This window comes from Klebsiella sp. GL120222-02, assembly GCF_003097195.1.
In the GTDB taxonomy this organism is placed as follows: Bacteria; Pseudomonadota; Gammaproteobacteria; order Enterobacterales; family Enterobacteriaceae; genus Klebsiella; species Klebsiella variicola.
In genome coordinates, this window is sequence record NZ_QEQO01000006.1 from 202234 (window position 1) to 228523 (window position 26290).

Annotated in this window: 23 protein-coding genes and 1 tRNA gene; 12 read left to right on the forward strand and 12 right to left on the reverse strand. The window is 59.6% G+C overall.

The window, feature by feature from the left end:
- Nucleotides 1–206: 206 nt before the first annotated feature.
- From N438_RS18615 to N438_RS18630, 4 genes are all read left to right on the forward strand, one after another.
- The gene (locus tag N438_RS18615; protein ID WP_008806808.1) at nucleotides 207–1598 is read left to right on the forward strand and encodes a uracil-xanthine permease family protein; all 1392 of its coding nucleotides are present in this window, start codon (nucleotides 207–209) and stop codon (nucleotides 1596–1598) included.
- Between the two features lie 140 nt (nucleotides 1599–1738).
- The gene (locus N438_RS18620) at nucleotides 1739–3436 is read left to right on the forward strand and encodes an AsmA family protein (RefSeq protein ID WP_008806807.1); all 1698 of its coding nucleotides are present in this window, start codon (nucleotides 1739–1741) and stop codon (nucleotides 3434–3436) included.
- 250 nt (nucleotides 3437–3686) lie between these two features.
- A complete protein-coding gene (locus N438_RS18625) occupies nucleotides 3687–5246 on the forward strand; it encodes a PTS transporter subunit EIIC (RefSeq protein WP_008806806.1) in 1560 nt (519 codons plus the stop codon).
- Nucleotides 5247–5258: 12 nt separating this feature from the next.
- Nucleotides 5259–6638 (forward strand): glycoside hydrolase, encoded by a 1380-nt coding sequence (locus N438_RS18630; protein WP_049152664.1) that lies wholly within the window; start codon nucleotides 5259–5261, stop codon nucleotides 6636–6638.
- A gap of 960 nt (nucleotides 6639–7598) precedes the next feature.
- Here the strand turns inward: N438_RS18630 and N438_RS18635 are convergent.
- The 3 genes from N438_RS18635 to N438_RS18645 form a co-directional block, all read right to left on the reverse strand.
- A complete protein-coding gene (locus N438_RS18635) occupies nucleotides 7599–8321 on the reverse strand; it encodes an SIS domain-containing protein (protein WP_016161976.1) in 723 nt (240 codons plus the stop codon).
- A gap of 158 nt (nucleotides 8322–8479) precedes the next feature.
- Entirely contained in the window at nucleotides 8480–10798 is a 2319-nt protein-coding gene (gene yicI, locus N438_RS18640) for an alpha-xylosidase (protein ID WP_116696408.1), read from the reverse strand.
- 12 nt (nucleotides 10799–10810) lie between these two features.
- Nucleotides 10811–12205: a glycoside-pentoside-hexuronide family transporter gene (locus tag N438_RS18645; protein ID WP_012967040.1), complete on the reverse strand. Its 1395-nt coding sequence runs from the start codon at nucleotides 12203–12205 to the stop codon at nucleotides 10811–10813.
- Between the two features lie 292 nt (nucleotides 12206–12497).
- Between N438_RS18645 and N438_RS18650 the strand changes: the two genes are divergently transcribed.
- The 4 genes from N438_RS18650 (at nucleotide 12498) to N438_RS18665 (ending at nucleotide 14642) form a co-directional block, all read left to right on the forward strand.
- Nucleotides 12498–12592 (forward strand) — tRNA-Sec (locus N438_RS18650).
- A gap of 170 nt (nucleotides 12593–12762) precedes the next feature.
- The gene (locus N438_RS18655; protein WP_023323392.1) at nucleotides 12763–13230 is read left to right on the forward strand and encodes a DUF3237 domain-containing protein; all 468 of its coding nucleotides are present in this window, start codon (nucleotides 12763–12765) and stop codon (nucleotides 13228–13230) included.
- Between the two features lie 112 nt (nucleotides 13231–13342).
- The gene (locus N438_RS18660) at nucleotides 13343–14350 is read left to right on the forward strand and encodes a zinc-binding alcohol dehydrogenase family protein (protein ID WP_116696409.1); all 1008 of its coding nucleotides are present in this window, start codon (nucleotides 13343–13345) and stop codon (nucleotides 14348–14350) included.
- A gap of 1 nt (nucleotide 14351) precedes the next feature.
- Nucleotides 14352–14642 (forward strand): putative quinol monooxygenase, encoded by a 291-nt coding sequence (locus N438_RS18665; RefSeq protein ID WP_008806799.1) that lies wholly within the window; start codon nucleotides 14352–14354, stop codon nucleotides 14640–14642.
- A 51-nt stretch (nucleotides 14643–14693) separates the two neighbouring features.
- On the opposite strand, the gene N438_RS18670 is transcribed toward N438_RS18665, so the two are convergent.
- Nucleotides 14694–15392: a winged helix-turn-helix transcriptional regulator gene (locus N438_RS18670; RefSeq protein ID WP_038421910.1), complete on the reverse strand. Its 699-nt coding sequence runs from the start codon at nucleotides 15390–15392 to the stop codon at nucleotides 14694–14696.
- 371 nt (nucleotides 15393–15763) lie between these two features.
- Between N438_RS18670 and N438_RS18675 the strand changes: the two genes are divergently transcribed.
- Nucleotides 15764–16813 carry an NAD(P)-dependent alcohol dehydrogenase gene (locus tag N438_RS18675; RefSeq protein WP_023323395.1) on the forward strand — a complete coding sequence of 350 codons (1050 nt, stop codon included), beginning with the start codon at nucleotides 15764–15766 and terminating at the stop codon, nucleotides 16811–16813.
- On the opposite strand, the gene N438_RS18680 is transcribed toward N438_RS18675, so the two are convergent.
- Both N438_RS18680 and N438_RS18685 read right to left on the reverse strand, forming a co-directional pair.
- Nucleotides 16810–17763 carry a helix-turn-helix domain-containing protein gene (locus N438_RS18680; RefSeq protein WP_060619548.1) on the reverse strand — a complete coding sequence of 318 codons (954 nt, stop codon included), beginning with the start codon at nucleotides 17761–17763 and terminating at the stop codon, nucleotides 16810–16812. The genes N438_RS18675 and N438_RS18680 overlap by 4 nt on opposite strands.
- Nucleotides 17764–17784: 21 nt before the next feature.
- Nucleotides 17785–18564, reverse strand: coding sequence for an MBL fold metallo-hydrolase (locus tag N438_RS18685; protein WP_116696410.1), 780 nt, complete (start codon nucleotides 18562–18564; stop codon nucleotides 17785–17787).
- A 167-nt stretch (nucleotides 18565–18731) separates the two neighbouring features.
- Between N438_RS18685 and N438_RS18690 the strand changes: the two genes are divergently transcribed.
- Complete coding sequence (locus tag N438_RS18690; RefSeq protein WP_016161989.1) at nucleotides 18732–19292, forward strand: NUDIX hydrolase; 561 nt, start codon at nucleotides 18732–18734, stop codon at nucleotides 19290–19292.
- Here the strand turns inward: N438_RS18690 and N438_RS18695 are convergent.
- The 3 genes from N438_RS18695 to N438_RS18705 form a co-directional block, all read right to left on the reverse strand.
- Nucleotides 19282–20121 carry a DMT family transporter gene (locus tag N438_RS18695; protein ID WP_116696411.1) on the reverse strand — a complete coding sequence of 280 codons (840 nt, stop codon included), beginning with the start codon at nucleotides 20119–20121 and terminating at the stop codon, nucleotides 19282–19284. The genes N438_RS18690 and N438_RS18695 overlap by 11 nt on opposite strands.
- A gap of 24 nt (nucleotides 20122–20145) precedes the next feature.
- Nucleotides 20146–20955 (reverse strand): lipoprotein NlpA, encoded by an 810-nt coding sequence (gene nlpA / locus N438_RS18700; RefSeq protein WP_023298362.1) that lies wholly within the window; start codon nucleotides 20953–20955, stop codon nucleotides 20146–20148.
- 127 nt (nucleotides 20956–21082) lie between these two features.
- Nucleotides 21083–21988 (reverse strand): AraC family transcriptional regulator, encoded by a 906-nt coding sequence (locus N438_RS18705; RefSeq protein WP_032731507.1) that lies wholly within the window; start codon nucleotides 21986–21988, stop codon nucleotides 21083–21085.
- A gap of 116 nt (nucleotides 21989–22104) precedes the next feature.
- Between N438_RS18705 and N438_RS18710 the strand changes: the two genes are divergently transcribed.
- Nucleotides 22105–22641, forward strand: coding sequence for a peroxidase-related enzyme (locus tag N438_RS18710; RefSeq protein ID WP_008806790.1), 537 nt, complete (start codon nucleotides 22105–22107; stop codon nucleotides 22639–22641).
- 19 nt (nucleotides 22642–22660) lie between these two features.
- On the opposite strand, the gene N438_RS18715 is transcribed toward N438_RS18710, so the two are convergent.
- Complete coding sequence (locus N438_RS18715) at nucleotides 22661–23131, reverse strand: nuclear transport factor 2 family protein (RefSeq protein WP_016161992.1); 471 nt, start codon at nucleotides 23129–23131, stop codon at nucleotides 22661–22663.
- Complete coding sequence (locus N438_RS18720) at nucleotides 23131–23760, reverse strand: pyridoxamine 5'-phosphate oxidase family protein (RefSeq protein ID WP_039102658.1); 630 nt, start codon at nucleotides 23758–23760, stop codon at nucleotides 23131–23133. Before N438_RS18720 ends, N438_RS18715 begins: the two co-directional genes overlap by 1 nt.
- A 38-nt stretch (nucleotides 23761–23798) precedes the next feature.
- Between N438_RS18720 and N438_RS18725 the strand changes: the two genes are divergently transcribed.
- Nucleotides 23799–24770 carry a LysR family transcriptional regulator gene (locus N438_RS18725; RefSeq protein WP_162493226.1) on the forward strand — a complete coding sequence of 324 codons (972 nt, stop codon included), beginning with the start codon at nucleotides 23799–23801 and terminating at the stop codon, nucleotides 24768–24770.
- On the opposite strand, the gene N438_RS18730 is transcribed toward N438_RS18725, so the two are convergent.
- On the reverse strand, nucleotides 24767–26260 hold the full coding sequence (locus N438_RS18730) for an MDR family MFS transporter (protein WP_116696412.1): 1494 nt from the start codon (nucleotides 26258–26260) through the stop codon (nucleotides 24767–24769). The two genes, N438_RS18725 and N438_RS18730, sit on opposite strands and share 4 nt — an antisense overlap.
- Between the last annotated feature and the right edge of the window lie 30 nt (nucleotides 26261–26290).

Here is a 26290-nt window from a genome sequence, read left to right on the forward strand (position 1 = left end):
CAGAAGGGGATTTTACGCAGAACGGCGGAAAAAATGACAGAAAAAGATATTTTGTATCCTTAATGATGCGATTTAGCATACAAAATGTTAATAACCTCGTTGCGCATATTCACGGCATAAATTTTTATGACCAAATGCTGGCAAACGTTTGCTTTTGGTCTACAGTCCGATAAAATTCCCGCTTTGCCACCTTGGGATTGCTTGTGATGTCCGTTAACACCGCAGAGTCAGAAAATGCGCAACCGGTTGCGCATAAATCAGCTAGCGAATTAATCTACCGCCTCGAAGATCGCCCACCGCTACCGCAAACCCTGTTCGCCGCCTTCCAGCACCTGCTGGCGATGTTTGTCGCGGTGATCACTCCAGCGCTGTTAATCTGCCAGGCTCTCGGTCTCCCGGCGCAAGATACCCAACATATCATCAGCATGTCGCTGTTCGCTTCCGGTGTCGCCTCTATTATTCAGATCAAAGCCTGGGGCCCGGTCGGCTCCGGATTGCTCTCCATCCAGGGCACCAGCTTTAACTTTGTCGCCCCGCTGATCATGGGCGGTACCGCATTGAAAACCGGCGGCGCCGACGTCCCCACCATGATGGCCGCCCTGTTCGGCACCCTGATGCTGGCCAGCTGCACGGAAATGGTGCTCTCCCGCGTCCTGCACCTGGCGCGCCGCATCATTACCCCGCTGGTCTCCGGCGTGGTGGTGATGATTATCGGCCTGTCGCTGATTCAGGTCGGACTGACTTCCATCGGCGGCGGCTACGCGGCGATGGCCGACCACACCTTCGGCGCGCCGAAGAACCTGCTGTTGGCGGGCATCGTGCTGGCGCTGATCATTATTCTCAACCGCCAGCGTAATCCCTATTTGCGCATTGCTTCGCTGGTGATTGCCATGGCGGCGGGCTATCTGGCGGCATGGTTCCTCGATATGCTGCCAGCCAATACCGCCCCGACCAACAGCAGCCTCATCACCGTGCCAACGCCGCTCTACTATGGTCTCGGCATCGACTGGAGCCTGCTGCTGCCGCTGATGCTGGTGTTTATGATCACCTCTCTGGAAACCATCGGCGATATCACCGCCACCTCGGACGTCTCCGAACAGCCGGTTTCCGGTCCGCTGTATATGAAGCGCCTGAAAGGCGGCGTGCTGGCTAACGGCCTGAACTCCTTTGTTTCCGCGGTCTTCAACACTTTCCCGAACTCCTGCTTCGGCCAGAACAACGGCGTGATCCAGCTGACCGGCGTTGCCAGCCGCTACGTCGGTTTCGTGGTCGCCCTGATGCTGATCGTCCTCGGTCTGTTCCCGGCGGTGAGCGGCTTCGTGCAGCACATCCCTGAGCCGGTGCTCGGCGGCGCCACGCTGGTGATGTTCGGCACCATTGCCGCGTCCGGCGTGCGCATCGTCTCCCGTGAGCCGCTGAACCGTCGGGCGATCCTGATTATCGCCCTGTCGCTGGCAGTGGGCCTCGGCGTGTCGCAGCAGCCGTTAATCCTGCAGTTCGCCCCAGACTGGCTGAAAAACCTGCTCTCTTCGGGAATTGCCGCCGGTGGTATCACAGCGATTGTTCTGAATTTAATTTTCCCGCCAGAAAAAGCCTGATCTGACGCGCTCCCGGTCGCGCCATTGGCCGGGACGCTTTCCACGACCTGCCTCATCACGGAAATAAACCACGCCCGCCTTGAGAAGTGCGCCTAAATCGGGCATAACACGGTGATGTGCATCTCACAGAATGGAAGACCATGAAATTTCTTGGAAAGCTGATTCTCTGGCTGCTAGTCGCTCTGCTGCTCGTCATTGTTGGCGCGTGGTTCCTGCTGCAAACCCACTGGGGCGCCCGCCAGGCCAGCGCCTGGCTCAGCAATGGCACCGGCTGGCAGGTCTCCTTCGATGCGATGGAACACGATTTCTCCTCCCCTCTTCATGTGCAGTTGCAAAACGTCACCTTTGGCCGGGAAGGCAAGCCGGCCACCCTGGTGGCAAAAACGGTCGATATTGGCTTCAGCACCCGCCAGTTTAGCGATCCGCTGCATGCGGATGAGATAGTCCTTAACGACGGCACTCTGAATCTGTCACCCCACTCTGCAGACCTGCCGTTCGCTGCCGACCGGCTGATGTTGCGCAACATGGCTTTCAACAGCCCGGAAACCGGCTGGGCGCTCAGCGCGCAGCGCGTCACCGGCGGCGTCAGTCCATGGACGCCGGAAGCGGGCAATGTGCTGGGGAAAACGGCGCAGATCCAGATGAGCGCGGGCTCGATGACGCTCAATGGCGTCGAAGCCAGCAACGTTCTGATTCAGGGCAGGATTGATCAGGGTGAAGTGACCCTCTCCACCCTCGGCGCCGATGTCGCCCGCGGCACCTTAACCGGCAATGCGAAACGCAGCGCCGACGGCAGCTGGCTGGTGGATAACCTCCAGCTCAATGAGATTCGACTGCAGAGCCCCGCCTCGCTGGCCGAGTTTTTCGCGCCGTTAACCACGGTCCCCTCTCTGCAGATTGGCCGCCTGGATATCACCGACGCCCGCCTGCAGGGGCCGGACTGGGCGGTAACCGACCTCGACCTGAGCCTGCGCAACCTGACGCTCAGCCACGGCGGCTGGCAGAGCCAGGACGGCACGCTGTCGATGAACGCCAGCGAATTTATCTACGGCTCGCTGCACTTCTTCGACCCGATTCTGAATGCTGAATTCTCTCCCCAGGGCATTGCGCTGCGCCAGTTCTCCTCGCGCTGGGAGGGCGGCATGGTGCGCACCTCCGGCAACTGGCTGCGCGCTGGTAACGCGCTGGTGCTCGACGACACCGCCTTCGCCGGACTGGAGTACACGCTGCCGGCGAACTGGAAACAGCTGTGGATGGCGCCGATGCCAGCCTGGCTGCAAAGCCTGACGCTGAAAAAATTCAGCGCCAGCCGTAACCTGATCATCGATGTGGATCCTGCCTTCCCGTGGCAAATTACCGCCCTCGATGGCTATGGCGGCGAGCTACAGCTGGTGAAAAACGGCAACTGGGGAGTATGGAACGGCAGCGCGACGCTGAACGCCGCGGCGGCGACTTTTAACCGGATCGACGTGCGCCGCCCGTCACTCAAGCTGAGCGCGACAGCGTCGATGGTCAATATCACTGAGCTTAGCGCCTTCACCGAGCGCGGCATTCTGCAGGCCACTGCCGCGGTATCCCAGCTGCCGCAGCGCCAGGTCAATCTGAGCTTTACCGGCCGCGGCGTGCCGCTGAATATTCTGCAGGCCTGGGGCTGGCCGTCGCTACCGATAAGCGGGGATGGCAATCTCCAACTGACCGCCAGCGGCAGCGTGCAGGCCGATGCCCCGCTCAAGCCGACGGTCAACGGGCAGCTCAGCGCCGTGAATATGGAGAAACAGCAGGTGGCGCAAATCATGCGCAACGGCGAGGTCAGCCCCGCCCCCGCCGCGCCGCAGTAAAATCCCCCTCATCTGGCCCTCTCCCCACGGTGAGAGGGCATGCTTTCCGACAAACTCCGCTCTGGCCACTCCCTCTCCCTTTCAGGGAGGGGGTTGGGGTGCGAGTCCTGAAACCTGTGTGCAATACGCGGCTATCTGTACCTATTTAGCGCAACTGGTTCCTTTCAAATATCAGAATTGCTATAACCAAATTACTGGAAGTCGATAAAAGACCGCTCCCTGTACCTACAAAAATATAAAAGGATCAATCATGCCTGAAATACGTCAGCGTATTCTGGAGAATATGCAAAAATTCTCTCGGGCCATGATCGGCGCCGTATTGTTCTTGCCGGTCATTGGCTTAATTCTGGCCCTCAGTTCAGTATTAACTAATCCGACATTAATTGCTGAAACCAGTTTCTTACATCAGCTTGGGCAAATGCTCGGCGACACCTTTTGGCCCTTATTTGGCAACCTCGGCTTATTATTTTGCGTCGGCATTAGCTATGGCCTGGCAAAGGATAAAAAAACCGAAGTCGCGCTGGTTGCAGTGATGTGCTTCATTATGTTTCTTGGCGCCAACCACTCCTGGCTGGAACACACCCACGGACTCGCCGAAAAAATTAACGGTGAATATTATGGCACCGGGCAAACCCAGCTGCTGGGCTTTGTGGTGGTGGATATGGGCGTTTTCCTGGGCATTATTCTCGGCTGCACGATTGCGTGGGTGCACAATAAAGTCTCTGCCATTGAGCTGCCTGGCGCGCTGTCGATGTACGGCGGCGCCAAGCTGACGCTGGTGGCGATGACGCCGGTGGTTATCTTCTACGCCATCGCCTTTACCTGGATTTGGCCCTTTATGACCCACGGCATCTCCGCGCTCACCGGTTTTATGAAAAATGCCGGGGTCGCCGGGGTCTTTGTCTATGGTTTCTTTGAAAAATTCCTTATCCCCACCGGCCTGCACCATTTCGTCTGGTCCCCCTTCCAGCTCACCCAGATTGGCGGCACCCTGAACGTGGACGGTCAGGTGGTCTCCGGGACCCAGGCCATTTTCCTCGCTTATATGCGCCATCCCGACCTGACGCCGGTCATGAACGACGCATTACGTTTTTCGCAGCAGGGGATGACCACCATCTTCGGCCTGGCGGGCGCCTCGCTGGCGTTCTACCACACCGCGAAACCGGAGAAGAAAGTGATGGCGAAGGCGATTCTGCTGCCGGCGATCATCACCTCGATGCTGACCGGTATCACCGAACCGATCGAGTTCACCTTCTTGTTTGTCTCGCCGCTGCTGTGGGTGATCCACGCGACGTTAACCGCCGCCTCGCAAGCCATTTGCGACATTTTCACCGTACGTCCCTGGGGAGCATCGGGCCTGATCGAGTTTCTGATCTATAACCTGCCGCTGCCGGTCTCCTTAACGCGCTGGCCGGGCTATGTCCTTATTGGTATCGGCCAGTTCGCCGTCTACTACGTGATTTTCCGCACCCTGGTGGTGAAGCTGAATCTGAAAACGCCGGGCCGGGAAGATGACGAGAACGTGAAGCTTTACAGCAAAGCAGAGTACCGCCAGAAAGTCGCGCAACCGCAGTCGGTCACCGATGACATTATCCGCGGCCTCGGGGGCAAGGAGAATATTCTCTCCGTCGATAATTGTTTTACTCGTCTGCGCGTGGCTGTGCGCGATATGGCGCTGGTTGATGACGCGCAATTAAAAAATACTGGCGCCAACGGCGTCGTACGAAATCGTAATGAAGTTCAGGTTATTTATGGCGTAAAAGTGGGACAGGTACGTTCCCGGGTTGATAACTGGTTAGCAGAAAATTAATGAGGAGTTTGTATGAAATTAACCGTATTAGGCGGGGGCGGCGTTCGCTCTGCATTTTTAGCGAAATCTCTGGCCTATAACGCTCACCGCATTGGTTTAACAGAAGTGGTTTTTCTCGATAACTCTGCTGATAATCTGGCGATATTTGGCGAAATTGCCCGCTATGTATTTAATACTATTCGCCCGGATATTCAGTTTAGTACCACTACCGACCCGGTCGCGGCGCTGCAGGATGCCAACTATATCATTACCACCCTACGGGTTGGCGGTGACGAAAGCCGCATTCGCGACGAACGCATTGCGCTACAGCATAACACCCTCGGCCAGGAGACCACCGGCGCCGGCGGTTTCGCGATGGCCATGCGTTCGATCCCGGCGATCCTTCGCTATTGCCGGCTGATCGAAGAACATGCCGCCGAAGACGCTATTCTGTTTAACTTTACCAACCCGTCAGGCCTGGTGACGGAAGCGATCATCAAGTCCGGTTTTAAGCGCCGGGTCTATGGGATCTGCGATGCTCCCTCCGAGCTGATTCGTGAACTGCCGGCGATCCTTGGTTGTGAAGAACGCGACCTCAGCGTGGAATGCTATGGGCTGAACCATTTCTCATGGTTTACCCACTTCACCGTACGCGGGGAAGAGGTAACCGAACGGCTGATCGCCAGCCCGGAACTGTACCAGAAGACGGCGATGCAGTACTTCTCCCCGGAGTTGGTGCGGCTTTGCGATAATCAGCTCCTCAATGAATATCTCTATTATTACTACTATCGAGAGGTGGCGCTGAAGGCGATTCAGGATGCCGGCGAGACGCGCGGAGAGCAGATCGCCCGTATCAATCAGGAGATGCGCGAAGCGCTGCGCACTGTGGATGCCAGAACGCAACCGGAAGCCGCTTTCACCATCTGGATGCAGCATTACCTGCGCCGGGAAAACAGCTATATGCAGAATGAGTCGCAGCAGGAAAAATTCCACACCCGCGAACCGCTGACGCTGCGCCAGTTTATCGAAGAGCCGGACACCGGCGGCTATGCCGGGGTGGCGCTGGATATCCTGGAAGCGGTGAACAGCACCACCACCAAGCGTATCGTGGTATCGATCCAGAATCACGACACGCTCGACTTTTTGCGCCCTGACGACGTGATCGAGATCAGCTGCGACCTGAGCCGGGATGGCCTCAAGCCGGTGACGCCGGTGAAGGTACCGACGGCGCAGAAGAATATGATTTCCTGCGTGAAGGAGTATGAGCGGCTGGCGGTGGCGGCAATCCTGCAGCAGGATAAATCGCTGGCGGTGCGGGCGCTGATGGCGCACCCGCTGATCGGTTCCTATTCGCTGGCGAAAACCCTGGTCGAAGCCTATCTCGACGATGAGCAATTCGCCGCCTGGCAGTAACCCGCATTGCCGATGGGATTCCCCCCCGCTCGCGCTGCGCTTAGCGGGGCTACGAACGGAGCGGTTTGTGTTTTATGTAGGCCGGGTCAGGCGTAAGCCGCCTCCCGGCAAAATAGCCGCATCACCCGGTAGCCCGGATAAGGCGCCAGCCGCCATCCGGCAAAATAGCCGTATCACCCGGTAGCCCGGATAAGGCGCCAGCCGCCATCTGGGAGTTCCTCCGCTCGCGCCGCGCTTAGCGGGGCTACAAACGGAGCTGTTAGTGTTTTATGTAGGTCGGGTCAGGCGTAAGCCGCCACCCGGCAAAATAGCCGTATCACCCGGTAGCCCGGATAAGGCGCCAGCCGCCATCCGGGAGTTCCTCCGCTCGCGCCGCGCTTAGCGGGGCTACAAACGGAGCTGTTAGTGTTTTATGTAGGTCGGGTCAGGCGTAAGCCGCCACCCGGCAAAATAGCCGTATCACCCGGTAGCCCGGATAAGGCGCCAGCCGCCATCCGGGAGTTCCTCCGCTCGCGCCGCGCTTAGCGGGGCTACAAACGGAGCGGTTTGTATTTGATGTAGGCCGGGTCAGGCGTAAGCCGACACCCGGCAAAATTGCCGTATCACCCGGTAGCCCGGATAAGGCGCCAGCCGCCATCCGGGAGCACCCCCCGCCCGCACCGCGCTTAGCGGGGCTACGAACGGAGCGGTTTGTGTTTTATGTAGGCCGGGTCAGGCGTAAGCCGCCTCCCGGCAAAATTGCCGCATCACCCGGTAGCCCGGATAAGGCGCCAGCCGCCATCCGGGAACTCCCCCGCTCGCGCCGCGCTTAGCGGGCTACAAACGGAGCGGTTTGTATTTGATGTAGGCCGGGTCAGGCGTAAGCCGACACCCGGCAAAATTGCCGTATCACCCGGTAGCCCGGATAAGGCGCCAGCCGCCATCCGGGAGCTCCCACACTCGCGCTACGCTTAGCGGGGGCTAACTATTGCTGCGTAGGCTGGTAAACCACATCTTCAACAGTCGCTCAAAGCCTAAGATGCAGTAGCCGAAAAACGGGTTGCTCCAGTAAATATCATCGTCGAACTTCTGCGGGTCGTGAATAATAAACGCCGTATCCGCAGCCTGCGCCAGCGGGCTTTGATAGTCGCCGGTAAAGCAGACCAGATTAATCTCCTTCCCCTCCAGGGCCTTCACCCAGTTAAGCGCCGAGCTGCTGCGCCCGGATTTAGAAACGATCCAGATGGAGTCGAAGCGGGCGGCGTTTTTCTGTTCGAGGATTTCATAATCCGGCCACAGCGCCAGGCTGGCATTCACGCCGGTGACGAGGAACTTGTTGTAAATATACTGGGCGATTAGCTGCGAAAAGCCGCTGCCGTGGATCAGGATGCGCTGCTGTTTAAGGCTTGCCAGCAGCAGCGTCAGCGCTTCTTCCGGCTGAACGCTCATGTAGTCGATATCGTTGGTGACATCGAGCTTCGGCATGGTGATATTGAACTTGATGAAATAGACCAGCTCCAGCCAGCCGCTGAACTTCAGTTTCTTCGCCAGCCGGACCAGCGAAGAGGGGTTGCTGTAGCACTGTTCGGCCACAGCGCGGACTCCCTGGCGGATACACTGCTCCGGGTCGTTCTGAATAAAGCGCAGCACGGTCATTTCCGTTTTGCTTAGCTTCACGTCACGAAAGATATTTTCTAAGTCCATGGCGGGCTCCTCTCAACGGCAGAATACGCTAACACCGTTCGGCGACAGCGTCTGCGGCCTGAGTCACCACTATGAAATGAACGTTACTTTTTGTACAAAAATGGAATAAAAAACCCTCTCCGCCGGGCGAAGAGGGCTGCAGCCGTTAAGATGGTGTTTTACAGGGTAATCGTCAGCGTATTGCCCTCGGCGCTCACTACCATACCCCATTCGCTGCCGGCCTGAGTCCCGCCCTGCACGCCCGCGGCCTGCGGGATATTGCGCAGGCACAACGTCCAGCCGCGGGCCTCGCCTTCGCCGCTCACGGCGATGGTGTTGCCCTGGCGCCTGGCCTTCAGGGTGAAAATCGTCGAGCCGTCTGCCGCCGGAACGTCACAACGTGCCTCGCGTCCATCTTCGAGCTGGAACAGCTGGAAGGCGGTGCCCTCATGCCAGGCATAGTCCGGCTTCTGGTCATTGTTGCCCAGCGCCAGCAGGGTGTTGTCGCGAACGTAGACCGGCAGGCTCAGCGCATCGTGATGCTGCTTATGCCAGCGGCTACCCGGTAATTCATCGTTATGCCACAGGTGCGTCCAGCGCCCATCCGGCAGATAAAATTGCACCTCGCCCGCTTCGGAGAACACCGGCGCCACCAGGACCGAATCACCGAGCATATACTGGCGGTCAAGATAGTCGCAGGCCGGATCGTCCGGAAACTCGAGCATCATCGCACGCAACATCGGCGTGCCGAACTCATTGGCCAGCGCCGCCTGGCGATAGAGATACGGCATCATGCGGCATTTCAGCTGCGTGAAGTGGCGCACCACATCACAGGACTCTTCGTCGTAGGCCCATGGCACCCGATAGGATTTGCTGCCGTGCAGCCGGCTGTGGCTGGAGAGCAGGCCGAAGGCGCACCAGCGCTTGTAGACGTGGGCCGGCGCGGTGTTTTCGAAACCGCCGATATCGTGACTCCAGAAACCGAAGCCGGACATGCCGATCGACAGCCCGCCGCGCAGGCTTTCCGCCATCGATTCGTAGTTGGCGTAGCAGTCGCCGCCCCAGTGCACCGGGAACTGCTGCGCGCCCACCGAGGCGGAACGGGCGAACAGCACCGCCTCCTGCTCGCCGACGGTCTCTTTCAGCATCTTCCACACCAGCTCGTTATAGATGAAGGCGTAGTGGTTGTGCATTTTCTGCGGATCGGAACCGTCAAACCACTGGACGTCGGTCGGGATACGCTCGCCGAAGTCGGTCTTGAAGCAATCGACCCCTATCGCCACCAGACCTTTTAACTTGTCGGCGTACCACTGGCAGGCTTCCGGGTTGGTGAAGTCATAAATCGCCAGCCCCGGCTGCCACTTATCCCACTGCCACAGCGAACCGTCCGGGCGCTTCAGCAGGTAGCCCTTCTCTTTCAGCTCCTTGAACACCGGCGAGCGCTGGCCGATGTACGGGTTGATCCACACGCAGACCTTCAGCCCTTTCGCCTTCAGGCGTTTGATCATCCCTTCCGGGTCCGGGAAAGTTAGCGGATCCCATTCAAAATCGCACCACTGGAAGGCCTTCATCCAGAAGCAGTCGAAGTGGAAGACGTGCAGCGGCAGATGGCGCTCAGCCATGCCGTCAATAAAACTATTCACCGTCGCTTCGTCATAGTTGGTGGTGAACGAAGTCGTCAGCCACAGACCGAACGACCATGCCGGCGGCAGCGCCGGGCGGCCGGTGAACTGCGTATAGCGGTTAAGCACCGCTTTCGGCGTCGGGCCGTCGATCACGAAGTACTCAAGGTATTCGCCTTCAACGCTGAACTGGACTTTAGAGACCTTCTCCGAGCCCACCTCGAAGGAGACGCGCTGCGGATGGTTGACCAGCACGCCGTAGCCGCGGTTGGTCAGATAGAAGGGGATATTTTTGTAGGATTGCTCGGTGCTGGTGCCGCCGTCTTCGTTCCAGGTTTCTACCGTCTGGCCGTTGCGCACCAGCGCGGTAAAGCGCTCGCCGAGGCCGTAGACGGTTTCGCCGACGCCGAGGTCGAGGCGCTCAAACATGTAGTTGCGCTGGGTCTTACTATCCTGCACGTAGCCGTTGTTTTTCAACTGGCTACCGGTGATGCGCACGCCGTCGCGCAGAAAATCCAGCGCCCAGAATTCACCTTTAGTGACGCGCACGCTGAGGTTGCCGCTTTTCAGCTCGGCGAACCCGGCCGTATTTTCTATTTCGACATGGATGTCTTTCTGCACGTTCAGCGGATAGTGCGGGCCGTTATCCAGCGCGCCCTGGAAGTGCGCCATGCGCACGCCGATTATCCCTTCCTGAGGCGAGAAAAAGCGCAGGGTGAACAATGGCGTATCCAGCTGCCAGGCACGTTCGCGAACATCGCGCGGCGCGGCATAGACCACCATTTCATTCCCCTGCTGTTCCACCTCGTAAACCTGTACGGGTTGGATCAGGTTGAGCCCTGGTTGAATGAGCCAGTTTCCATCACTGATTTTCATTAAAACGTCCTCTTAGTTTTGCCATTCTTTATCGATCGGGGCTGCGGTGAAATCTTGTTCGTTTCGACGCGCGCCCTCGGCCAGCTCGGCCATCATTTTTTTCAGGAACGGCGTTTTCAGCGTGTAGTAGCGTTTGGCGATCACCGCGCTCAGCAGGTAGCACACCGCCGGAACGAGGGTGAACAAGGCGATAATGATGGTGAGGGTGGCGCTGTTCTGGGTTTTAGCGGCGGCGTCATAGCCGCCGCCGGCCAGCATCCAGCCGATCAGCGCGCCGCCCAGCGCCAGCCCCAGCTTGAGCACAAACAGGGTGCCGGCGAAGCTGATGCCGGTCAGACGTTTGCCGTTGCACCATTCGCCGTAGTCGACGGTATCGGACATCATCACCCACTGGATTGGCGTCACCAGCTGGTGCAGTACGCCAATGATGAAGATAAAGGTGAACATAGTGATTTCGGCGTCCATCGGTACGAAGAACATCGCCACGCTGAGCACCGCCAGGAGGGCGTTGGTCCACCAGAAGACGCTGACTTTGCATTTCCAGTCGGTCAGCGGTTTCGCCAGCGCCGAGCCAATCAGGTTGCCGACGCAGTAGGTGGTGAGGAAGACGGTGAACAGCGCCGCCGAGCCCATGATCCAGGTGGTGTAGTACATCATCGCGCCGCCGCGAACGCAGACCGCGAGGATATTGAGGATGGTGAGCACGCCAACCACCCGCCACTGGTCATTGCGCCAGATATCGCGCAAGTCTTCACGCATCGAAGTGCTGCTCGGCGGCGCTTCGACACGCTCTTTGGTGGTGAAAAAACAGAAGGCCAGCATCAGGAAGGCGACCACCGACAGCACCGCAATGCCGCCCTGGAAGCCCAGCGCTTTATCTTCGCCGCCGATAAAGTTGACCAGCGGCATCATCAGCACGGTGGAGAGCATGCCCCCCGCCGTCGCCAGCACGAAGCGCCAGGACTGCAGCGAGATGCGCTGTGTGGGGTTGTCGGTGATCACGCCGCCCAGCGCGCAGTAGGGGATATTCACCACGGTGTAGAGCAGGGTCAGCAGCGTGTAGGTCACGGCGGCGTAGATCAGCTTGCCGTTGTGGCTTAAATCCGGCGAGCTGTAGGCCAGCACGCAGACGAGGCCGAACGGGATAGCGCCGAAGAGGATCCACGGGCGGAACTTACCCCAGCGGCTACGGGTGCGGTCGGCAAGCAGGCCCATGCACGGGTCGGAAATCGCGTCCAGCGCGCGCGCCAGCAGGAACATGGTGCCGACAAAGCCGGCGGGGATACCGAAAATATCGGTGTAGAAAAACATCATGTACAACATGACGTTATCAAAAATAATGTGGCTGGCGGCATCACCCATGCCGTAACCAATTTTCTCTTTGACGGACAAAATGTGATCTTTCATATGCGCACTATTCCCTTAGCGGCACCGCGGATTGGTACCGGTTACGATTTTTGTAAACCTTTGCCGCAGTAAGATGAATTGCGATATCTCGTTATCAGATTACGTTTCTTGTTTTCTGTGATCGTGGTAGGGAATCAGGGAGTGAAAAAGTGTAACTCACGGATTTTGTGAGGATTTGTCCAGGACTGTTCTGTAAAGTCCAGTTTTAACAGTAAAAAAGTGCGTTTAGGTATGTGGTAAACGGCTGAAAGTAGCTATAATGCGCCCCGCCTCCATGTAGCAATCGAGGCGCGGAAGATCGTCATCTCCGGTGAGGTGGCTGGACTTCAAATCCAGTTGGGGCCGCCAGCGGTCCCGGGCAGGTTCAACTCCTGTGATCTTCCGCCAGTTTGCCTCTGCTCCCCCAAAGCCACGCCATACCAACCTGAGCTCCCCCCCCAAACCCATCATCCCAGCCAATCATTTTCATCCAAACCCTGCGTTATTTTGTCTCTCGCAAACCCGTTACACTGGCGCGGTGGCCGCGTGCCGTTACCAACCGAAACAGGAGAGCCATAATGACCCCCGAACTCAGACACTGTTTTTCCATTACCATCCAGGTTGATAAACCGATAATTGTCTCCCGCAGCCCGCAGACCGGTAAGCGCCAGCTGATCCCGATTATCGGCGGCAGCGTCTCGGGTCAACTTCGCGGCCACGTGCTGCCCGGCGGCGTCGACAGCCAGATAATCGACCCCGACGGCACCTGCAGGCTGTCCGCCCGCTATGCCCTGCAGGTGGCGGAAGGGACAGTCTATGTGGAAAACAACGGCATCCGCCGGGTGCCGGCCCAGTATCATGACCAGCTGTTCGCCGATGATATGCGCTTTTTTAGCGATATTCCGCCAGAAGCCATCTATTTTCGCACAGTTCCCTCCTTCGAGGTGGATACCCCCGCGCTCAGCTGGCTAACCACCTCGCTGTTTATCTGCGCCGGTGGCCGGACCCAGGATGGAGTAATGCTCGATTTCTATCAGGTGGGCTGATTTTCACTTTCTGCATATAACTGTTATTGCCGTTAGCCCATTTTTCCCCTCCCGGCAGCGGTCTACTATCGCGTCATCTTTTCATTCACCCGAATCACAGACCGGAGCAGTTATGAAAGCTATCGCCATTACTCAAGCCGCCGCTGACGGCAACAACATCCCTTCTTTAACTGAGATCGACCTGCCGGTCCCCACCGCCCACGGGCGTGACCTGCTGGTCGCCGTGAAAGCCATCTCGGTCAACCCGGTGGACACCAAAGTGCGCGCCGGCTTCCAGGGCGACACACCGCGGGTGCTGGGCTGGGACGCCGTTGGCGTGGTGCAGTCCGTCGGTGCGGAGGTGACGTTGTTCGCCCCGGGTGATGAGGTCTGGTACGCCGGCGCGCTGGGCCGGGCCGGCAGCAACAGTGAATATCAGCTGGTGGACGAGCGCCTGGTGGCGCACAAACCACGCACCCTCGATAACGCCGCTGCCGCCGCGCTGCCGCTGACGGCGATCACCGCCTGGGAGCTGCTGTTTCACCGTCTCGGCGTTAAGGAAGGCGGCAATGCGGGCGACACGCTGCTGATCGTCGGCGCGGCGGGCGGCGTGGGGTCAATCCTGACCCAGCTGGCCAGCAAACTGACCGCCATGACGGTGATCGGCACCGCCTCGCGTCCGGAGAGCCAGCAGTGGGTCCGCGAGGCGGGCGCGCACCATGTAATCGATCACAGCAAGCCGCTCGCCGACGAGCTGGCGCGCATTGGCATCACCTCGGTGACTCATGTCGCCAGCCTGACCAACACCGAGCAGCACTTCAACGCGCTGATCGACGCCCTCGCCCCGCAGGGCAAGCTGGCGCTGATTGATGACCCGGAGACCCTGGACGTGGTGCCGCTGAAAGCGAAAAGCCTGTCCCTGTACTGGGAATTTATGTTCACCCGTTCAATGTTTGAGACGGATGATATGATCGCCCAGCATCAGTTGCTCACCCGCGTGGCGGCGCTGATCGACAGCCACACCATCAAAACCACCCTCGGCGAACACTACGGCGCCATCACCGCCGCCAATCTGCAGAAAGCGCATCGCCAGCTGGAAACCGGACGCGCCGTCGGCAAGATTGTGCTCGAGGGGTTTTAAGATGATATCGCTTATCGCCGTGCTCAAGGCGAAACCGGGCCAGACGGACGCCCTGCGCCAGGCCCTGCAGGCGCTGCTCCTGCCGACGAGACAGGAGCCGGGCAATCTCGACTACGCCCTGTTTCAGCTGCGCGACGCGCCGGACACCTTCTACATGCGCGAGGCGTGGCAGGGACAGGACGCCCTCGATGCGCATGTCGCGATGCCCTATTTTCAGGCGTTTATGACGCAGATGGAGTCCCTGCTGGCTGAGCCGCTGCGGCTGGACTACCTGACGGCGATTGAGCCTTAGCAGGTTCGATTCACGAGGGGTGGGAAAATCACGCCCCTCCGCCGCACGGGCTTAAAAGTGGGCGGGAAGCGGGTGAGCGATGGTCCTCAGCACACCGCGATGGATCGTAATATAGTCACCTTTACGCAGCTCCGACAGAATCGACATAATGCGGCTACGCGACAAGTTGGTACGGCGCTGAATAAAACTCAGGACGTTGATTTGGCGACGATATGCCTCCGGATAGTCCGCCAGCTCTGTTAGCAGGGTTCGCACCATCAGATAAGAATCCACCCCCATCAGCTCTTGCTCACGTATGCTCAACACCATCAACCGCTGCGCCAGGATATGCGTGACATGGCGCCACAGGTTTTGCTCATTCAGGATATCAACAGCAGCCTGGTGTGATATCCAGCGCCCACGCAAATCCGTCTCGGCAAACAGCACGTAGTGCCGTTTTTGTGGGATATCATCAAATAGCCCATAACCATCCATAAATCCTAATATCGACGGAGAAAAAAGCGGGGTTACCACCATCTGTTTTTCCCCATGACAAATTGAAGCAATCCCCTCTTCAAGCATAATGACCCCAGGCTCGGCCTGATCTGGACGAAAATCATAATTGCTCTCTCGCGCCAGTTCAAAGGGCGCACTGGCGGGACGAAATGCCGTGAATAAGGACTCCAACGCCAATAATGGTTTTGTCCGGCTTCCGTAATAAAAAGACGGTAACGCCTGGTCAGTAGAGAGGCTGGCTGCAGGTATCGACATGGTTTTTATGCCATCGGTCAGGTTGAAAAAGTGATTCGTTGAGAATCATAGTATCAACAGGTGAAATAACGAATAAAAGACAAGACGTTACGGAGATAAAAAGAGTGTAAGCATCATTATCTGCAATAACTATTTATCTCTATTCTACAGGAATAAATAATACTATTTGCCGTAAATACCTATAAGGCTTAGCGGCTATAAAGATAAGGCCACCTTATTATTTACTGCGCTGGCTAACGCCGCGCCTGAGGGTTTCTCAACCGCTTTCCCCCTCGCATCTCGGCCAGTCCAGGCTACGCTTATCGATGCCACTGACCACCCGCATTCCCCTCCCGTTCTATTGAGTCCATTCATCAAGAAGAGGTTTCGCTATGCTGATCAATGCTATTGGTACCTACTCCGCCAGCCAGCCGCTGGAATCAATGGCCATCACCCGCCGCGAGCCGGGGCCACAGGATGTACAGATCGCCATCGCTTACTGCGGCGTCTGCCACTCCGATCTCCACCAGGCGCGATCGGAATGGGCGGGAACGCACTATCCCTGCGTGCCGGGGCATGAAATTGTGGGTCGGGTGACCGCGGTCGGCAACGCCGTCTCGCGCTACGCCGTCGGCGATCTGGTGGGCGTCGGCTGTATGGTCGATAGCTGTCAACAGTGCGAAGAGTGCGCTGAGGGGCTGGAAAACTACTGCGACCATATGGTGCTGACCTATAACGGGCCGACCCAGGACGCGCCGGGACACACGCTTGGCGGTTATTCACAGCAGATCGTGGTCAATGAACGCTACGTGCTGCGGATAACCCATCCCGAAGCGCAGCTGGCCGCCGTCGCGCCGCTGCTGTGCGCCGGGATCACGACATACTCGCCGCTGCGCCACTGGCACGTCGGGCCGGGTAAAAAAGTCGGCGTCGTCGGCATCGGCGGCCTCGGGCATATGGGGATCAAGTTGGCCCACGCCATGGGGGCCCACGTGGTGGCCTTTACCACCTCGGAATCCAAGCGTAATGCGGCCAGAGCGCTGGGCGCCGATGACGTAGTGGTGTCGCGCAATGAAGACGAAATGGCGGCCCACGTCAAAAGCTTCGATTTTATCCTCAACACCGTGGCGGCGCCGCACAATCTCGATGCCTTCACCACGCTGCTGAAACGCGATGGCACCATGACCCTCGTGGGTGCTCCGGCCACGCCGCATCCGTCGCCGGAAGTGTTCAATCTGATCTTCCGCCGCCGGTCGATTGCCGGCTCGATGATCGGCGGTATACCGGAAACTCAGGAGATGCTCGACTTCTGCGCCGAACACGGCATCGTCGCCGATATCGAGCTGATCCGCGGCGATGAGATCAACGAAGCCTGGGAAAGAATGGTCAAGGGTGACGTGAAATACCGCTTCGTGATCGACAGTGCGACCCTCGCCGGCTAAGCGCCGCGACGAAAGGTGCGCCGCCATTCCGTCGGGCTGACGCCAAAGCGCGCTTTAAACTGCTGGCGCCAGGTGACCGCTGAAAGATAGCCCACCGCCTCCGCCACCTGCTCGACCGGCAGATCGCCCGCCTCAAGCAGAGTCTGGCTGCGGCGCAGACGTTCGGCGATCAGCCAGTCGGTAATGCTCATCCCGGTCGCCCTGGCGAAGTGGCGGGTCAGGGTACGGCGGCTCATCGCCACCACCCGGGCCAGCGAATCGAGACTGTGCGGCTCGGCAATATGCTGCTGCAGATAATCCAGCAGGCAGTTGATTCGCGCATCGCGGGTGTTTTTCGGCACCGGCTGGGCGATAAACTGCGCCTGGCCGCCTTCGCGGTGCGGCGAAACAATCATCCGCCGGGCGATCTGGTTGGCCGCGAGGCTGCCGAAACGCTGGCGGATGAGGTACAGGCAACAGTCCAGCGCCGCCGCGGTGCCCGCCGAGGTGATCACCCGCTGGTCATCGACATACAGGGCATTGATATCCAGTTGCACCTGCGGAAACAGGCGCTGGAAATCCTGCTCGAACTCCCAGTGGGTCGCCGCTCGCCTGCCGTCCAGCAGCCCGGCGTAGCCGAGGACAAACGCGCCGAGACACAGGCCGACAATCTCCGCGCCGTTATCCCGCGCCCGCACCAGGCTATCAAGCAGTGCCTGCGGCGGACGCCGATCGACCTCGCCCCAGTAAGGCACCACCACGATATCCGCCTGTTCCAGCGCGGCGAAATCGCCGGTGGCGTACAGCGCAAAACCATCGCGGGCGCGCAGCAGCCCCGGCCGCTCGGCGCAAATGTGCAGATGAAAGCGTTTGATTTCCGAAACCGAATCGCCAAACAGCATGCAGGGGACGGCGTAGTGAAACGGGCTAAAGCCCTCTACAGCGACAATCGCCACGTCGGTGAGTTTCATCGTCCTTTCCCCTTGCGCATGTTAATAAACCACGGTTTCCCCATCCTGCGGGATACTCACCACATCGGCAATCTGATTATCCAGCGCATACTGGCGCATCTCTTCCCGGCTCACCAGACAGTGGTTGACCGCCTCGAGGTGGATAGCCATGATTTTCGCTTCCGGCAGGGTGAAGTGCACATTCAGGAGATCTTCCTTGCCCATGATAATCGGGCCAAAGCCGATGACGTGGGCGTAGCCGGCGTTCAACACCACCACGTCCGGGCGCAGCTTCAGCAGATCAGCTTCAATTTCATCACGCCAGATGGTATCCCCCATCAGCCACAGCGTCTTCTCCTGCGGATGGCGAAACACCACGCCGCAGGCTTCTCCCAGGCGATCAGCCATCGCCGGCACCGCGTAGGTCCGGTCGCTGCCGTGTTGGCCGGAGGTGGTTTTCTGCAGGCGCACGCCGGCAAATTCGCTGTCTGCCGACAGCAGGCGCAGATCCTGAAATCCCTGGCTGCGCAGCAGCGCGGCGTCGGCCTCATGCTGGACGAACACCGGCAGGGTTTTCGGGATCGCGGCGATCGCCGCCGCGTCCCAGTGATCGTCATGGGTATGGGTGACGATCACCGCATCAACGTCGATAATTTTATCGCGGGAAAACGGCAGCTCAACCAGCGGATTGCGCAGCTCGCTGCGCGCAGTGCCAGGAAAACCTGGCCAGGCGCCCTTGTCAGCCAGCATCGGGTCGATGAGAAATCTTTTCCCGGCGTAGTCAATCCTCTGGGTCGCATTACGGATGTGGGTGATGTTCATGTTGGTGTTCCTCAGTGGGGTCATCTGACGAACATCGTACTGAGTACTAGCCTGGCTCAACAGGGGCATTTGGACAATGATCGATGAAATCGGGCCAACCTGCGGCAGTTGCCATCCGCCTCCGGCTATGTTGTTCTTAAGGCTCAATTTTTGACAGGAGTGGCACGATGAAAAAGAAACTGACCGCCGCCGATATGCACGACCCGCAGGTCATCGCCGAGACGCCGTGGTTCAGCATGCGTAAGGTGGGGATTGATGTCGCCTCCGGCGAGCGCCGCGACTTTTATTCCATTCATTACCCGCGCCCGGCGGTGGGGATTGTGGCTATCCAGGATGAGAAAGTACTGCTGATTCGCCACTACCGCTATCTGATCGATCAGGTGGTGTGGGCCATTCCCTCTGGCGGCGTCGATGAAGGGGAAGATCCGGCGGTCGCCGCGCTGCGCGAGCTGCGGGAAGAGACCGGCTGGCAGGCGCAACGCGTCGAGGAGATCATTCGCTTCAACCCCTCCTACGGCAGCAGCGATCAGCTGTTTATCACCTGGCTGGCCACCGGTTTACGCTGGGTGGGGATGGATGCAGATCAGGATGAGGTGATGGAGACCGGCTGGTTTACCTTCGACGAGATAAACCAGCTGATCGCCCGCGGCGAGATGCCGGACGGGCTGTCGCTGGTGCCGCTGCTGCAGCTGATGGCGCAGCGGCGAAGCGGCCCGCTTACGGCTTAAGCATCCGCCAGCGGAACCACAGCTGCACGCCGCCGATAATCTTCTGTAGCGGCAGCTGTTCGCCGTACCACAGCGCGGCGGCAATGACCGTCAGCAGCGGTTCGAGCACCATGATGATCGCGGCGCTGGCCACCGCCGCGTACTTCTGCCCCTTCATCTGCAGACCGAAGCGCAGGCTGGTGGCGATGACAATGCTGGCCACCAGCCAGCCGAGAGTCGGCAGGGTCATCGGCTGGTCCCAGCGTTCAACGGCAGCGGAGATGGTCAACCCGACGATACCGGTGATCGCCAGCTGCACGGTGGTCAGGGGGATCAGCGGTACTTCACGCGCGCAGCGGCTGGTGTAACAGAACCAGATCGACTGCACCAGCGCCGTCAGCAAAAACCAGCCCTGGCTGGGGTGGAAGGCTATCGGCATATGCAGACTGAGCAGCCCCAGGCCTACCACCGCGATCGGCAGGCACTCCCACCAGGCGCGAGGCGGGCGCACCTTTATCATCACCCACGCGGTTAGCGGGACGAACATCATCGACAGGCTCATGATAAACGCCCCTTCGCCGAGCGACGCCGTCGTGGAGACCGAATAGATCCACAGGCAGAGGTTGAGCGCAAACCAGAGTCCGCTGATGATGAGTTTTGGCCAGTGCTGCTTTTGCGGGCGAAAACCGCGGCAGAACGGCAGCAGAAGCAGCGCGGCGAAGAAAAAGCGCAGCCCAAGGAACGCGAATACCGGCATGCCGGCGATCGCCTCGCGGGAAAAAATCCAGCCGCAGGCGGCAATCACCGTCGCGGCAATCAGCAGCAGGTCAGCCTGCCGTTGGCGTACCATACGCGCCTCTCCCTGTGTGTAGGCTTACCAGCCCGGCACCGCGCCGCCGTTGAAGATAGTCTCTGCCGCCTTCGCCACCTCCGGCGACTGGTACGACTGCATAAACTCCTTCACGTTTTCCGCGTCTTTATTGTCTTCCCGGGTCACGATGATGTTCACGTAGGGCGAGTTTTTATCTTCGATAAAGATGCCGTCACGAACCGGCGACAGCCCGGTTTGCTGCAGGTAGGTGGTGCTGATGATAGCCACGTCGACTTTGGGATCGTCGAGCACGCGCGGCAGTTGCGCCCCTTCCAGCTCCATAATTTTCAGGTTACGCGGGTTATCGGTGATATCCACCGCCGTCGGCAGCAGGCCGGTCCCGGCTTTGAGGGTAATCAGCTTCTCTTTTTGCAGCAGCAGCAGCGCCCGCCCGAGATTGGTCGGGTCGTTGGGGATGGCGATCGTCGCGCCGTCTTGCAGTTCGGCGACTGACTTGATCTTGCGCGAATAGCCGGCCATCGGGAAGACGAAGGTATTGCCGACCGCCACCAGATGATAGTTATGCGCTTTGTTGTCCTGCTCAAGGAAAGGCCGATGCTGGAAGACGTTGGCGTCCAGATCGCCGGCGTTGGTCGATTCGTTAGGCAGCAGCGAGCCGCTGAATCCCACCAGTTCGACGTCCAGACCGTACTTCTCTTTGGCCACCTTCTTCGCCACTTCCGCCACATCCTGCTCGGCGCCGTTAATCACGCCGACCTTAATGTGCTTCGCTTCATTACCCTTTTGGTCGCAGCCGACCAGCGCCAGACCCGCCAGCATCACTGCGGCGGCGGCCCGTAAACGTAATCTCATCCTCTTCACCCTGTCTGTCCTGACTGTCATTGTTTTTTTCGTGCAAAACTATAGCGACTTTCGGGTCGGGTAATAAACAGCAAACCACGCAACTGGAAATAAAATCATCTTCGCGAAACGCGAGGCGCTAGCCCCGTCGCCACTCACCCGGCGTCACGCCATAGCGCATTTTGAAGCGCTTCGAGAAGGACGCCAGCGACTGAAAGCCGCAGCGTTCGGCAATGACCTCGAGGTTGGTCTGACGCTCCAGGCGCAGCAGCCGGGCGGCCAGCGCCATTCGCAGCTGCGACAGCCACGCCTGCGGCGTCAGGTGATAAACGCGGGCAAAATGACGGGCAAAGGTGGCCCGCGAAAGAAAGGCACGGGCGGCCATGGTTTCCAGCGTCCACGGCTGCTCCGGGGTCGCCATCACCGCCAGCACCGCCGGCATCAGGCGTTCATCGCTCATCAGACGCAGCAGTCCACCGGGCGGCTGTTGCTCACCAAGCAGCATGCGCAGCAGGAGCACCAGCAGCGTATCGCCGAGGCTGCGCACGATAGCGCTGCCGCCGGGACGCTGCGCCAGGCTCTCGCGCACCAGTATATTAAGCAGCGCGTCCAGCTCCGGGCAGTCTTCACGCGCATCGGTATGGAGATGGATCAGCGTCGATGCTTCACTGAACAGCCAGCTGACGTGCGGACCAAAATAGAATTCGCCGCACAGCATCTCCAGCGCCCCCTCCGCCGGGCCGACGCGCATTTCCGTCACCGTGCCGTTAAACCGGTGCGCTACCGGCAGCACCTGGCCCCACTCCACCAGGCTCTCCATCAGATGCGGCGAACCGTACGGCAGGAGGACCACATCTCCCGCGCGCAGGTGATGAGTCTGGCCGCCGACGTTGAGCCGCCCCTCGCCGCGCAGCACCACGTGCCAGGGCACCACGCCGCTGCGCATTTGCTGGTGCCCGGCCTGCCAGCGGCCGCCGAAGCGACAGTGCAGGTTCACTTCGCAGCGCGGCGCCAGCAGCGCCAGCAGATGACTGAGACTGTCCATGCTTCTCCTGAGACGATAAGACAAAAAGGTGAGACGAAGACCGCCAGTCTAGCATGCGGCAAGCGCCTAAGATGACCCCATTGCCAACACCCCCTCGATAACAACAGGAGTTAACCATGAGCCGTTTAGCAGATATCCGTGAACAAGACGCCACCGGCAAAGCCGCCGATATTTTCGCCGGGATCAAAAAAGCGATGGGCAAAGTGCCGAACGCCTATCTCACCATCGGCGGCCACTCGCCGGCAGCACTGCAGCAGGCGCTGGCGCACAATGCGATGCTCCATAAAGGCAGCCTCAGCGCCCAACAGCTGGAAGCGATTAACCTGTCGGTCAGCGAAGCCACCGGCTGTGACTACTGTCTGGCCGCGCATACCCTGATGGCGAAAAAAGCCGGCTTCAGCAGCGAACAAATCCACGCCCTGCGCCGCGGGGAGTATGCGGAAGAGGCGCAGCTTGATGCGCTGGTGAAATTCGCGCAGACCCTGGTGACCACCACCGGTACGCTGCCGGAAGCCGACGTCGCCGCGCTGCGCAACGCCGGTTTTAGCGACCAGCAGGTGATTGAGATCATCAGCGCCGTCAGCGCCATCCTGTTCACCAACATGGTGAACCGGGTTAACGACACAGTGGTCGACTTCCCGAAAGCCGATTAACCCGTCGTCGCGCGCCTGTTTACAGTCCCAATTCGCTTAGCCCCGGATGATCGTCCGGGCGGCGCCCCTGGGGCCAGTGGAACAGGCGCTCGCTTTCGGCGATCGGCAGGTCGTTGATGCAGGCGTAGCGCGTCTGCATCAGCCCGTGCTTATCAAACTCCCAGTTCTCATTGCCATACGAGCGAAACCAGTTGCCGCTGTCGTCGCACCACTCATAGGCGAAGCGCACGGCAATGCGATTCTCCTGCCATGCCCACAGCTCCTTAATCAGCCGGTATTGCTGCTCCTTGCGCCATTTTCGCTGCAGGAACTCAACAATTTGCCCCCTGCCGTGGACAAATTCGCTGCGGTTGCGCCATTCGCTATCGACGGTGTAGGCCAGAGCGACTTTTTCGGCATCGCGACTGTTCCAGCCATCTTCCGCGGCGCGGACCTTCTGGATAGCGCTGTCGCGGGTAAACGGCGGTAACGGGGGACGTTGCTCATTCATCAGGAGTCTCCTTTTGAGGCTAATTGCTGCTGCAGGCGCTGATTCTCCTGCTCCAGGTCATGAATACGTTGCTGCAGGTTCTGGCTGTACTCCGCCACCTGCTGCGCGCTGTAGCGCGGCGTAATGTGCTGCGGGCAGTTCCAGTCAAACGCCTGCAAATGAAAAAGAAACAGACGTTCGATGCGGGCGCGATAGTTTACCGGCGCCACCTGCGCCAGCAGCTGCGGATGGTCCTCTGCCGCCACGACTTCGACGGTGGCGTAGATTTTCAGCCTGGCACGGCGCGGATAATCCATCAAAAACAGGCAGGCCCGGTCGCTGCCACGCAGATTGCCGGTGGTGATGTACTGGCGGTTGCCGCCGAAATCGGCCATCGCCAGGGTGGTGTCATCCAGCAGATGCAGAAACCCCGGCGGGCCGCCGCGATGCTGAATGTAGGGCCAGCCGCTCTGCGACACCGTCGCCAGATAAAAGCTGTCGCGGGTGGCGATCATCCCCGCTTCGCTGTCGCCGAAGCGGTCGGCCTGGCGGCGACTGTGCGGCGTTTGCCACAGCGAGTCGCTGCCCATTTCATGCTGCACATCCATCACGTCCGGGGTGATGGCGATATCGAGAAAGGTTGCTGCCATAGCGCCTCCTGTTGTCTGGCGCCATCATGGACTGTACTGTGAAGAATGATAATACGGGTAAAGTGGCAATCATCTTTCCGAAAAACGGGAGAATAATGGATCGATTAAGCGCGATGGCGCTACTGGTGAAAGTGACCGAGCTGGGGAGCATGTCGGCGGCGGCGCGGGCGCTGAATATGCCGTTGACCACCGTCAGCCGCCATATTGGTGAACTGGAGAGCGCGCTGGGCGTGCGCCTGCTGGCGCGAACCACCCGCAAACTGACGCTCACCGACGCCGGGGTCGATTATGTCGCTGCCGCCCGGCGGATCCTTGAGGAGGTGGAAAACGCCGAACGCCAGGCGACGGGCGAATATCAGGAACCGAAGGGCGAGCTGGTGATCTCCGCGCCAACGATGTTTGGACGCCAGCACGTTCTTCCGGTAATCAGTGAATTTATCGCCCGCTACCCGCAAATTCGCGTCCGTTTGCTGCTCAGCGATCGCAATGCCGACCTGGTGAGCGACCATGTCGATCTGGCGGTGCGGATTGGCGACCTGGCGGACAGCAGCATGGTGGCCACCCGCCTCGGCACCATGCGGATTGTGGCCTGCGCCCATCCGGCGCTGCTGGCGAAATACGGCGAGCCGCAGCGGCCGCGCGATCTGGCGGCGTTGCCGATCATCCGCATTGAATCGCCGATGCCCTATCGCGGCTGGCGCTTTCGCGCCGCTGAGCGCGAGGACCAGCTGATTAACCTGCCGCCGGTGCTATCCGTCACCACGCCAGAGAGCGCCGCCGATGCCGCGCGGCTGGGGGTGGGGGTGGCCCGCTTACTGCATTATCAGGCGCTGGATGGCCTGCGCCACGGGGAGCTCCGTCTGCTGCTGGAAAACGTCGAGCCGGATCCGGCGCCGGTCCATTTGCTGTATACCGCGCGGGATCTGGCGCCGCTTAAGCTGCGGAAATTTATCGATTTTGCCGCGCCGGCGCTGCGTCAGGCACTGCTGCGCATCGCCGGGGCCGCTTAATGCGTCGCGGTCTTCAGCGGTGCCTCCTTTAACAGCCAGGAGAGGACAAACGCCACCGCCATAATGCAGGCCGCCATCAGGAACGCCGCGTGGATCGCCGCGCCGAAGGCGTCGAGGTAGTCGAGGCGGATATCCGCGGGCAGGTGCTGAACCGCCACTGGATTCATTCCCGGCGGCAGCACCGCGCCTTCCGGCAACAGCTTTTGCAGGTTGCTCTGCAGCACGTGCGTGAACACCGCGCCAAACAGCGCCACGCCGATCGAGCCACCAATCGAGCGGAACAGGGTCACGCCGGAGGTGGCGACGCCGTACATCTGCGCTGGCATCGCGTTCTGCACCGCCAGCACCAGCACCTGCATCACCAGCCCCAGACCCGCTCCCAGCACACCGGTAAACAGGTACAGCTGCCATAGCGGCGAGTGAATGGTGATGCGGGTCAGCAGTACCATGCCGGTCACGCCGAGCAGGGTGCCGAGGATCGGAAACAGGCGATATTTACCGGTACGGCTGATAATCCGCCCGCTGATAATCGAGGTCAGCAGCAGGCCGCCCATCAGAGGGATCAGCTGCAGCCCGGCCTCGGTGGGCGTCGCCTCCTTCACCACCTGCAGATAGAGCGGCAGGAAGGTGACTGACCCGAACAGCGACATGCCGATGACGAAGCCGATCAGGCTGCACAGCAGGAAGCTGCGGTTGCGGAACAGCGCCAGCGGAATAATCGGCTCGGCGGCCATCCGTTCTTCGTAAATAAAGCCGATGATCCCCACGATGCCGAAGGCCAGAATGCACCACAGCTGCGGGTCATTCCACGCGTGGACGCTGCCCCCTTCCGAGGTAAACAGAATGATGCACAACAGCGCCATGCTGAGGTAAATCGCCCCCAGCCAGTCAATCTGATGCTGGCTGCGTTTATTGCTGCTGTGGAATACCGCGCCGATCACCAGCAGCGCGAACAGGCCGAGCGGCAGGTTGATATAGAAGATCCAGCGCCAGGAGGCGTGCTGCACCAGAAAACCGCCGATCAGCGGGCCGATCACCGTCGCCAGGCCAAAAACACCGCCGAACAGCCCCTGATAGCGGCCGCGGTTGGCGGGTGGGATGACGTCGGCGACCGCCGCCATGCTGATCACCATCAGGCCGCCGCCGCCGAGCCCCTGCAGGCCGCGCATCAGCACCAGCTGGGTCATGTTCTGCGCCAACCCGCAGAGCACGGAGCCGACGAGAAACAGCCCAATCGCCACCTGCAGCACGATTTTGCGACCGAACAGATCGCCGAATTTCCCGTACAGCGGCACCGCGATGGTGGAGCTGAGAATATAGGCCGTGACCACCCAGGAAAGCTTGTCCAGCCCGCCCAGTTCGCCGACAATCGTCGGCAGCGCGGTGGAGACAATGGTCTGATCCAACGCCGAGAGCAACATCACCAACAGCAATGCGCTGAACAGCAGGCGTATCGACTGCACCGGTGGGTTAGCGACTTCAGAAGTCATTACAACGCTCGCTTGAAATTAATTAAATGC

Excerpts from the sequence above, each read along its gene's own strand:
- N438_RS18655 (WP_023323392.1), top strand. The coding sequence starts at position 12,763 with ATGACCCCCGAACTCAGACACTGTTTTTCCATTACCATCCAGGTTGAT.
- N438_RS18710 (WP_008806790.1), top strand. The coding sequence starts at position 22,105 with ATGAGCCGTTTAGCAGATATCCGTGAACAAGACGCCACCGGCAAAGCC.
- N438_RS18720 (WP_039102658.1), bottom strand. The coding sequence starts at position 23,760 with ATGGCAGCAACCTTTCTCGATATCGCCATCACCCCGGACGTGATGGAT.
- nlpA (WP_023298362.1), bottom strand. The coding sequence starts at position 20,955 with ATGAGATTACGTTTACGGGCCGCCGCCGCAGTGATGCTGGCGGGTCTG.
- N438_RS18705 (WP_032731507.1), bottom strand. The coding sequence starts at position 21,988 with ATGGACAGTCTCAGTCATCTGCTGGCGCTGCTGGCGCCGCGCTGCGAA.
- N438_RS18630 (WP_049152664.1), top strand. The coding sequence starts at position 5,259 with ATGAAATTAACCGTATTAGGCGGGGGCGGCGTTCGCTCTGCATTTTTA.
- N438_RS18645 (WP_012967040.1), bottom strand. The coding sequence starts at position 12,205 with ATGAAAGATCACATTTTGTCCGTCAAAGAGAAAATTGGTTACGGCATG.
- yicI (WP_116696408.1), bottom strand. The coding sequence starts at position 10,798 with ATGAAAATCAGTGATGGAAACTGGCTCATTCAACCAGGGCTCAACCTG.
- N438_RS18675 (WP_023323395.1), top strand. The coding sequence starts at position 15,764 with ATGCTGATCAATGCTATTGGTACCTACTCCGCCAGCCAGCCGCTGGAA.
- N438_RS18695 (WP_116696411.1), bottom strand. The coding sequence starts at position 20,121 with ATGGTACGCCAACGGCAGGCTGACCTGCTGCTGATTGCCGCGACGGTG.
- N438_RS18625 (WP_008806806.1), top strand. The coding sequence starts at position 3,687 with ATGCCTGAAATACGTCAGCGTATTCTGGAGAATATGCAAAAATTCTCT.
- N438_RS18665 (WP_008806799.1), top strand. The coding sequence starts at position 14,352 with ATGATATCGCTTATCGCCGTGCTCAAGGCGAAACCGGGCCAGACGGAC.
- N438_RS18680 (WP_060619548.1), bottom strand. The coding sequence starts at position 17,763 with ATGAAACTCACCGACGTGGCGATTGTCGCTGTAGAGGGCTTTAGCCCG.
- N438_RS18615 (WP_008806808.1), top strand. The coding sequence starts at position 207 with ATGTCCGTTAACACCGCAGAGTCAGAAAATGCGCAACCGGTTGCGCAT.
- N438_RS18715 (WP_016161992.1), bottom strand. The coding sequence starts at position 23,131 with ATGAATGAGCAACGTCCCCCGTTACCGCCGTTTACCCGCGACAGCGCT.
- N438_RS18690 (WP_016161989.1), top strand. The coding sequence starts at position 18,732 with ATGAAAAAGAAACTGACCGCCGCCGATATGCACGACCCGCAGGTCATC.
- N438_RS18685 (WP_116696410.1), bottom strand. The coding sequence starts at position 18,564 with ATGAACATCACCCACATCCGTAATGCGACCCAGAGGATTGACTACGCC.
- N438_RS18670 (WP_038421910.1), bottom strand. The coding sequence starts at position 15,392 with ATGTCGATACCTGCAGCCAGCCTCTCTACTGACCAGGCGTTACCGTCT.
- N438_RS18620 (WP_008806807.1), top strand. The coding sequence starts at position 1,739 with ATGAAATTTCTTGGAAAGCTGATTCTCTGGCTGCTAGTCGCTCTGCTG.
- N438_RS18635 (WP_016161976.1), bottom strand. The coding sequence starts at position 8,321 with ATGGACTTAGAAAATATCTTTCGTGACGTGAAGCTAAGCAAAACGGAA.
- N438_RS18730 (WP_116696412.1), bottom strand. The coding sequence starts at position 26,260 with ATGACTTCTGAAGTCGCTAACCCACCGGTGCAGTCGATACGCCTGCTG.
- N438_RS18660 (WP_116696409.1), top strand. The coding sequence starts at position 13,343 with ATGAAAGCTATCGCCATTACTCAAGCCGCCGCTGACGGCAACAACATC.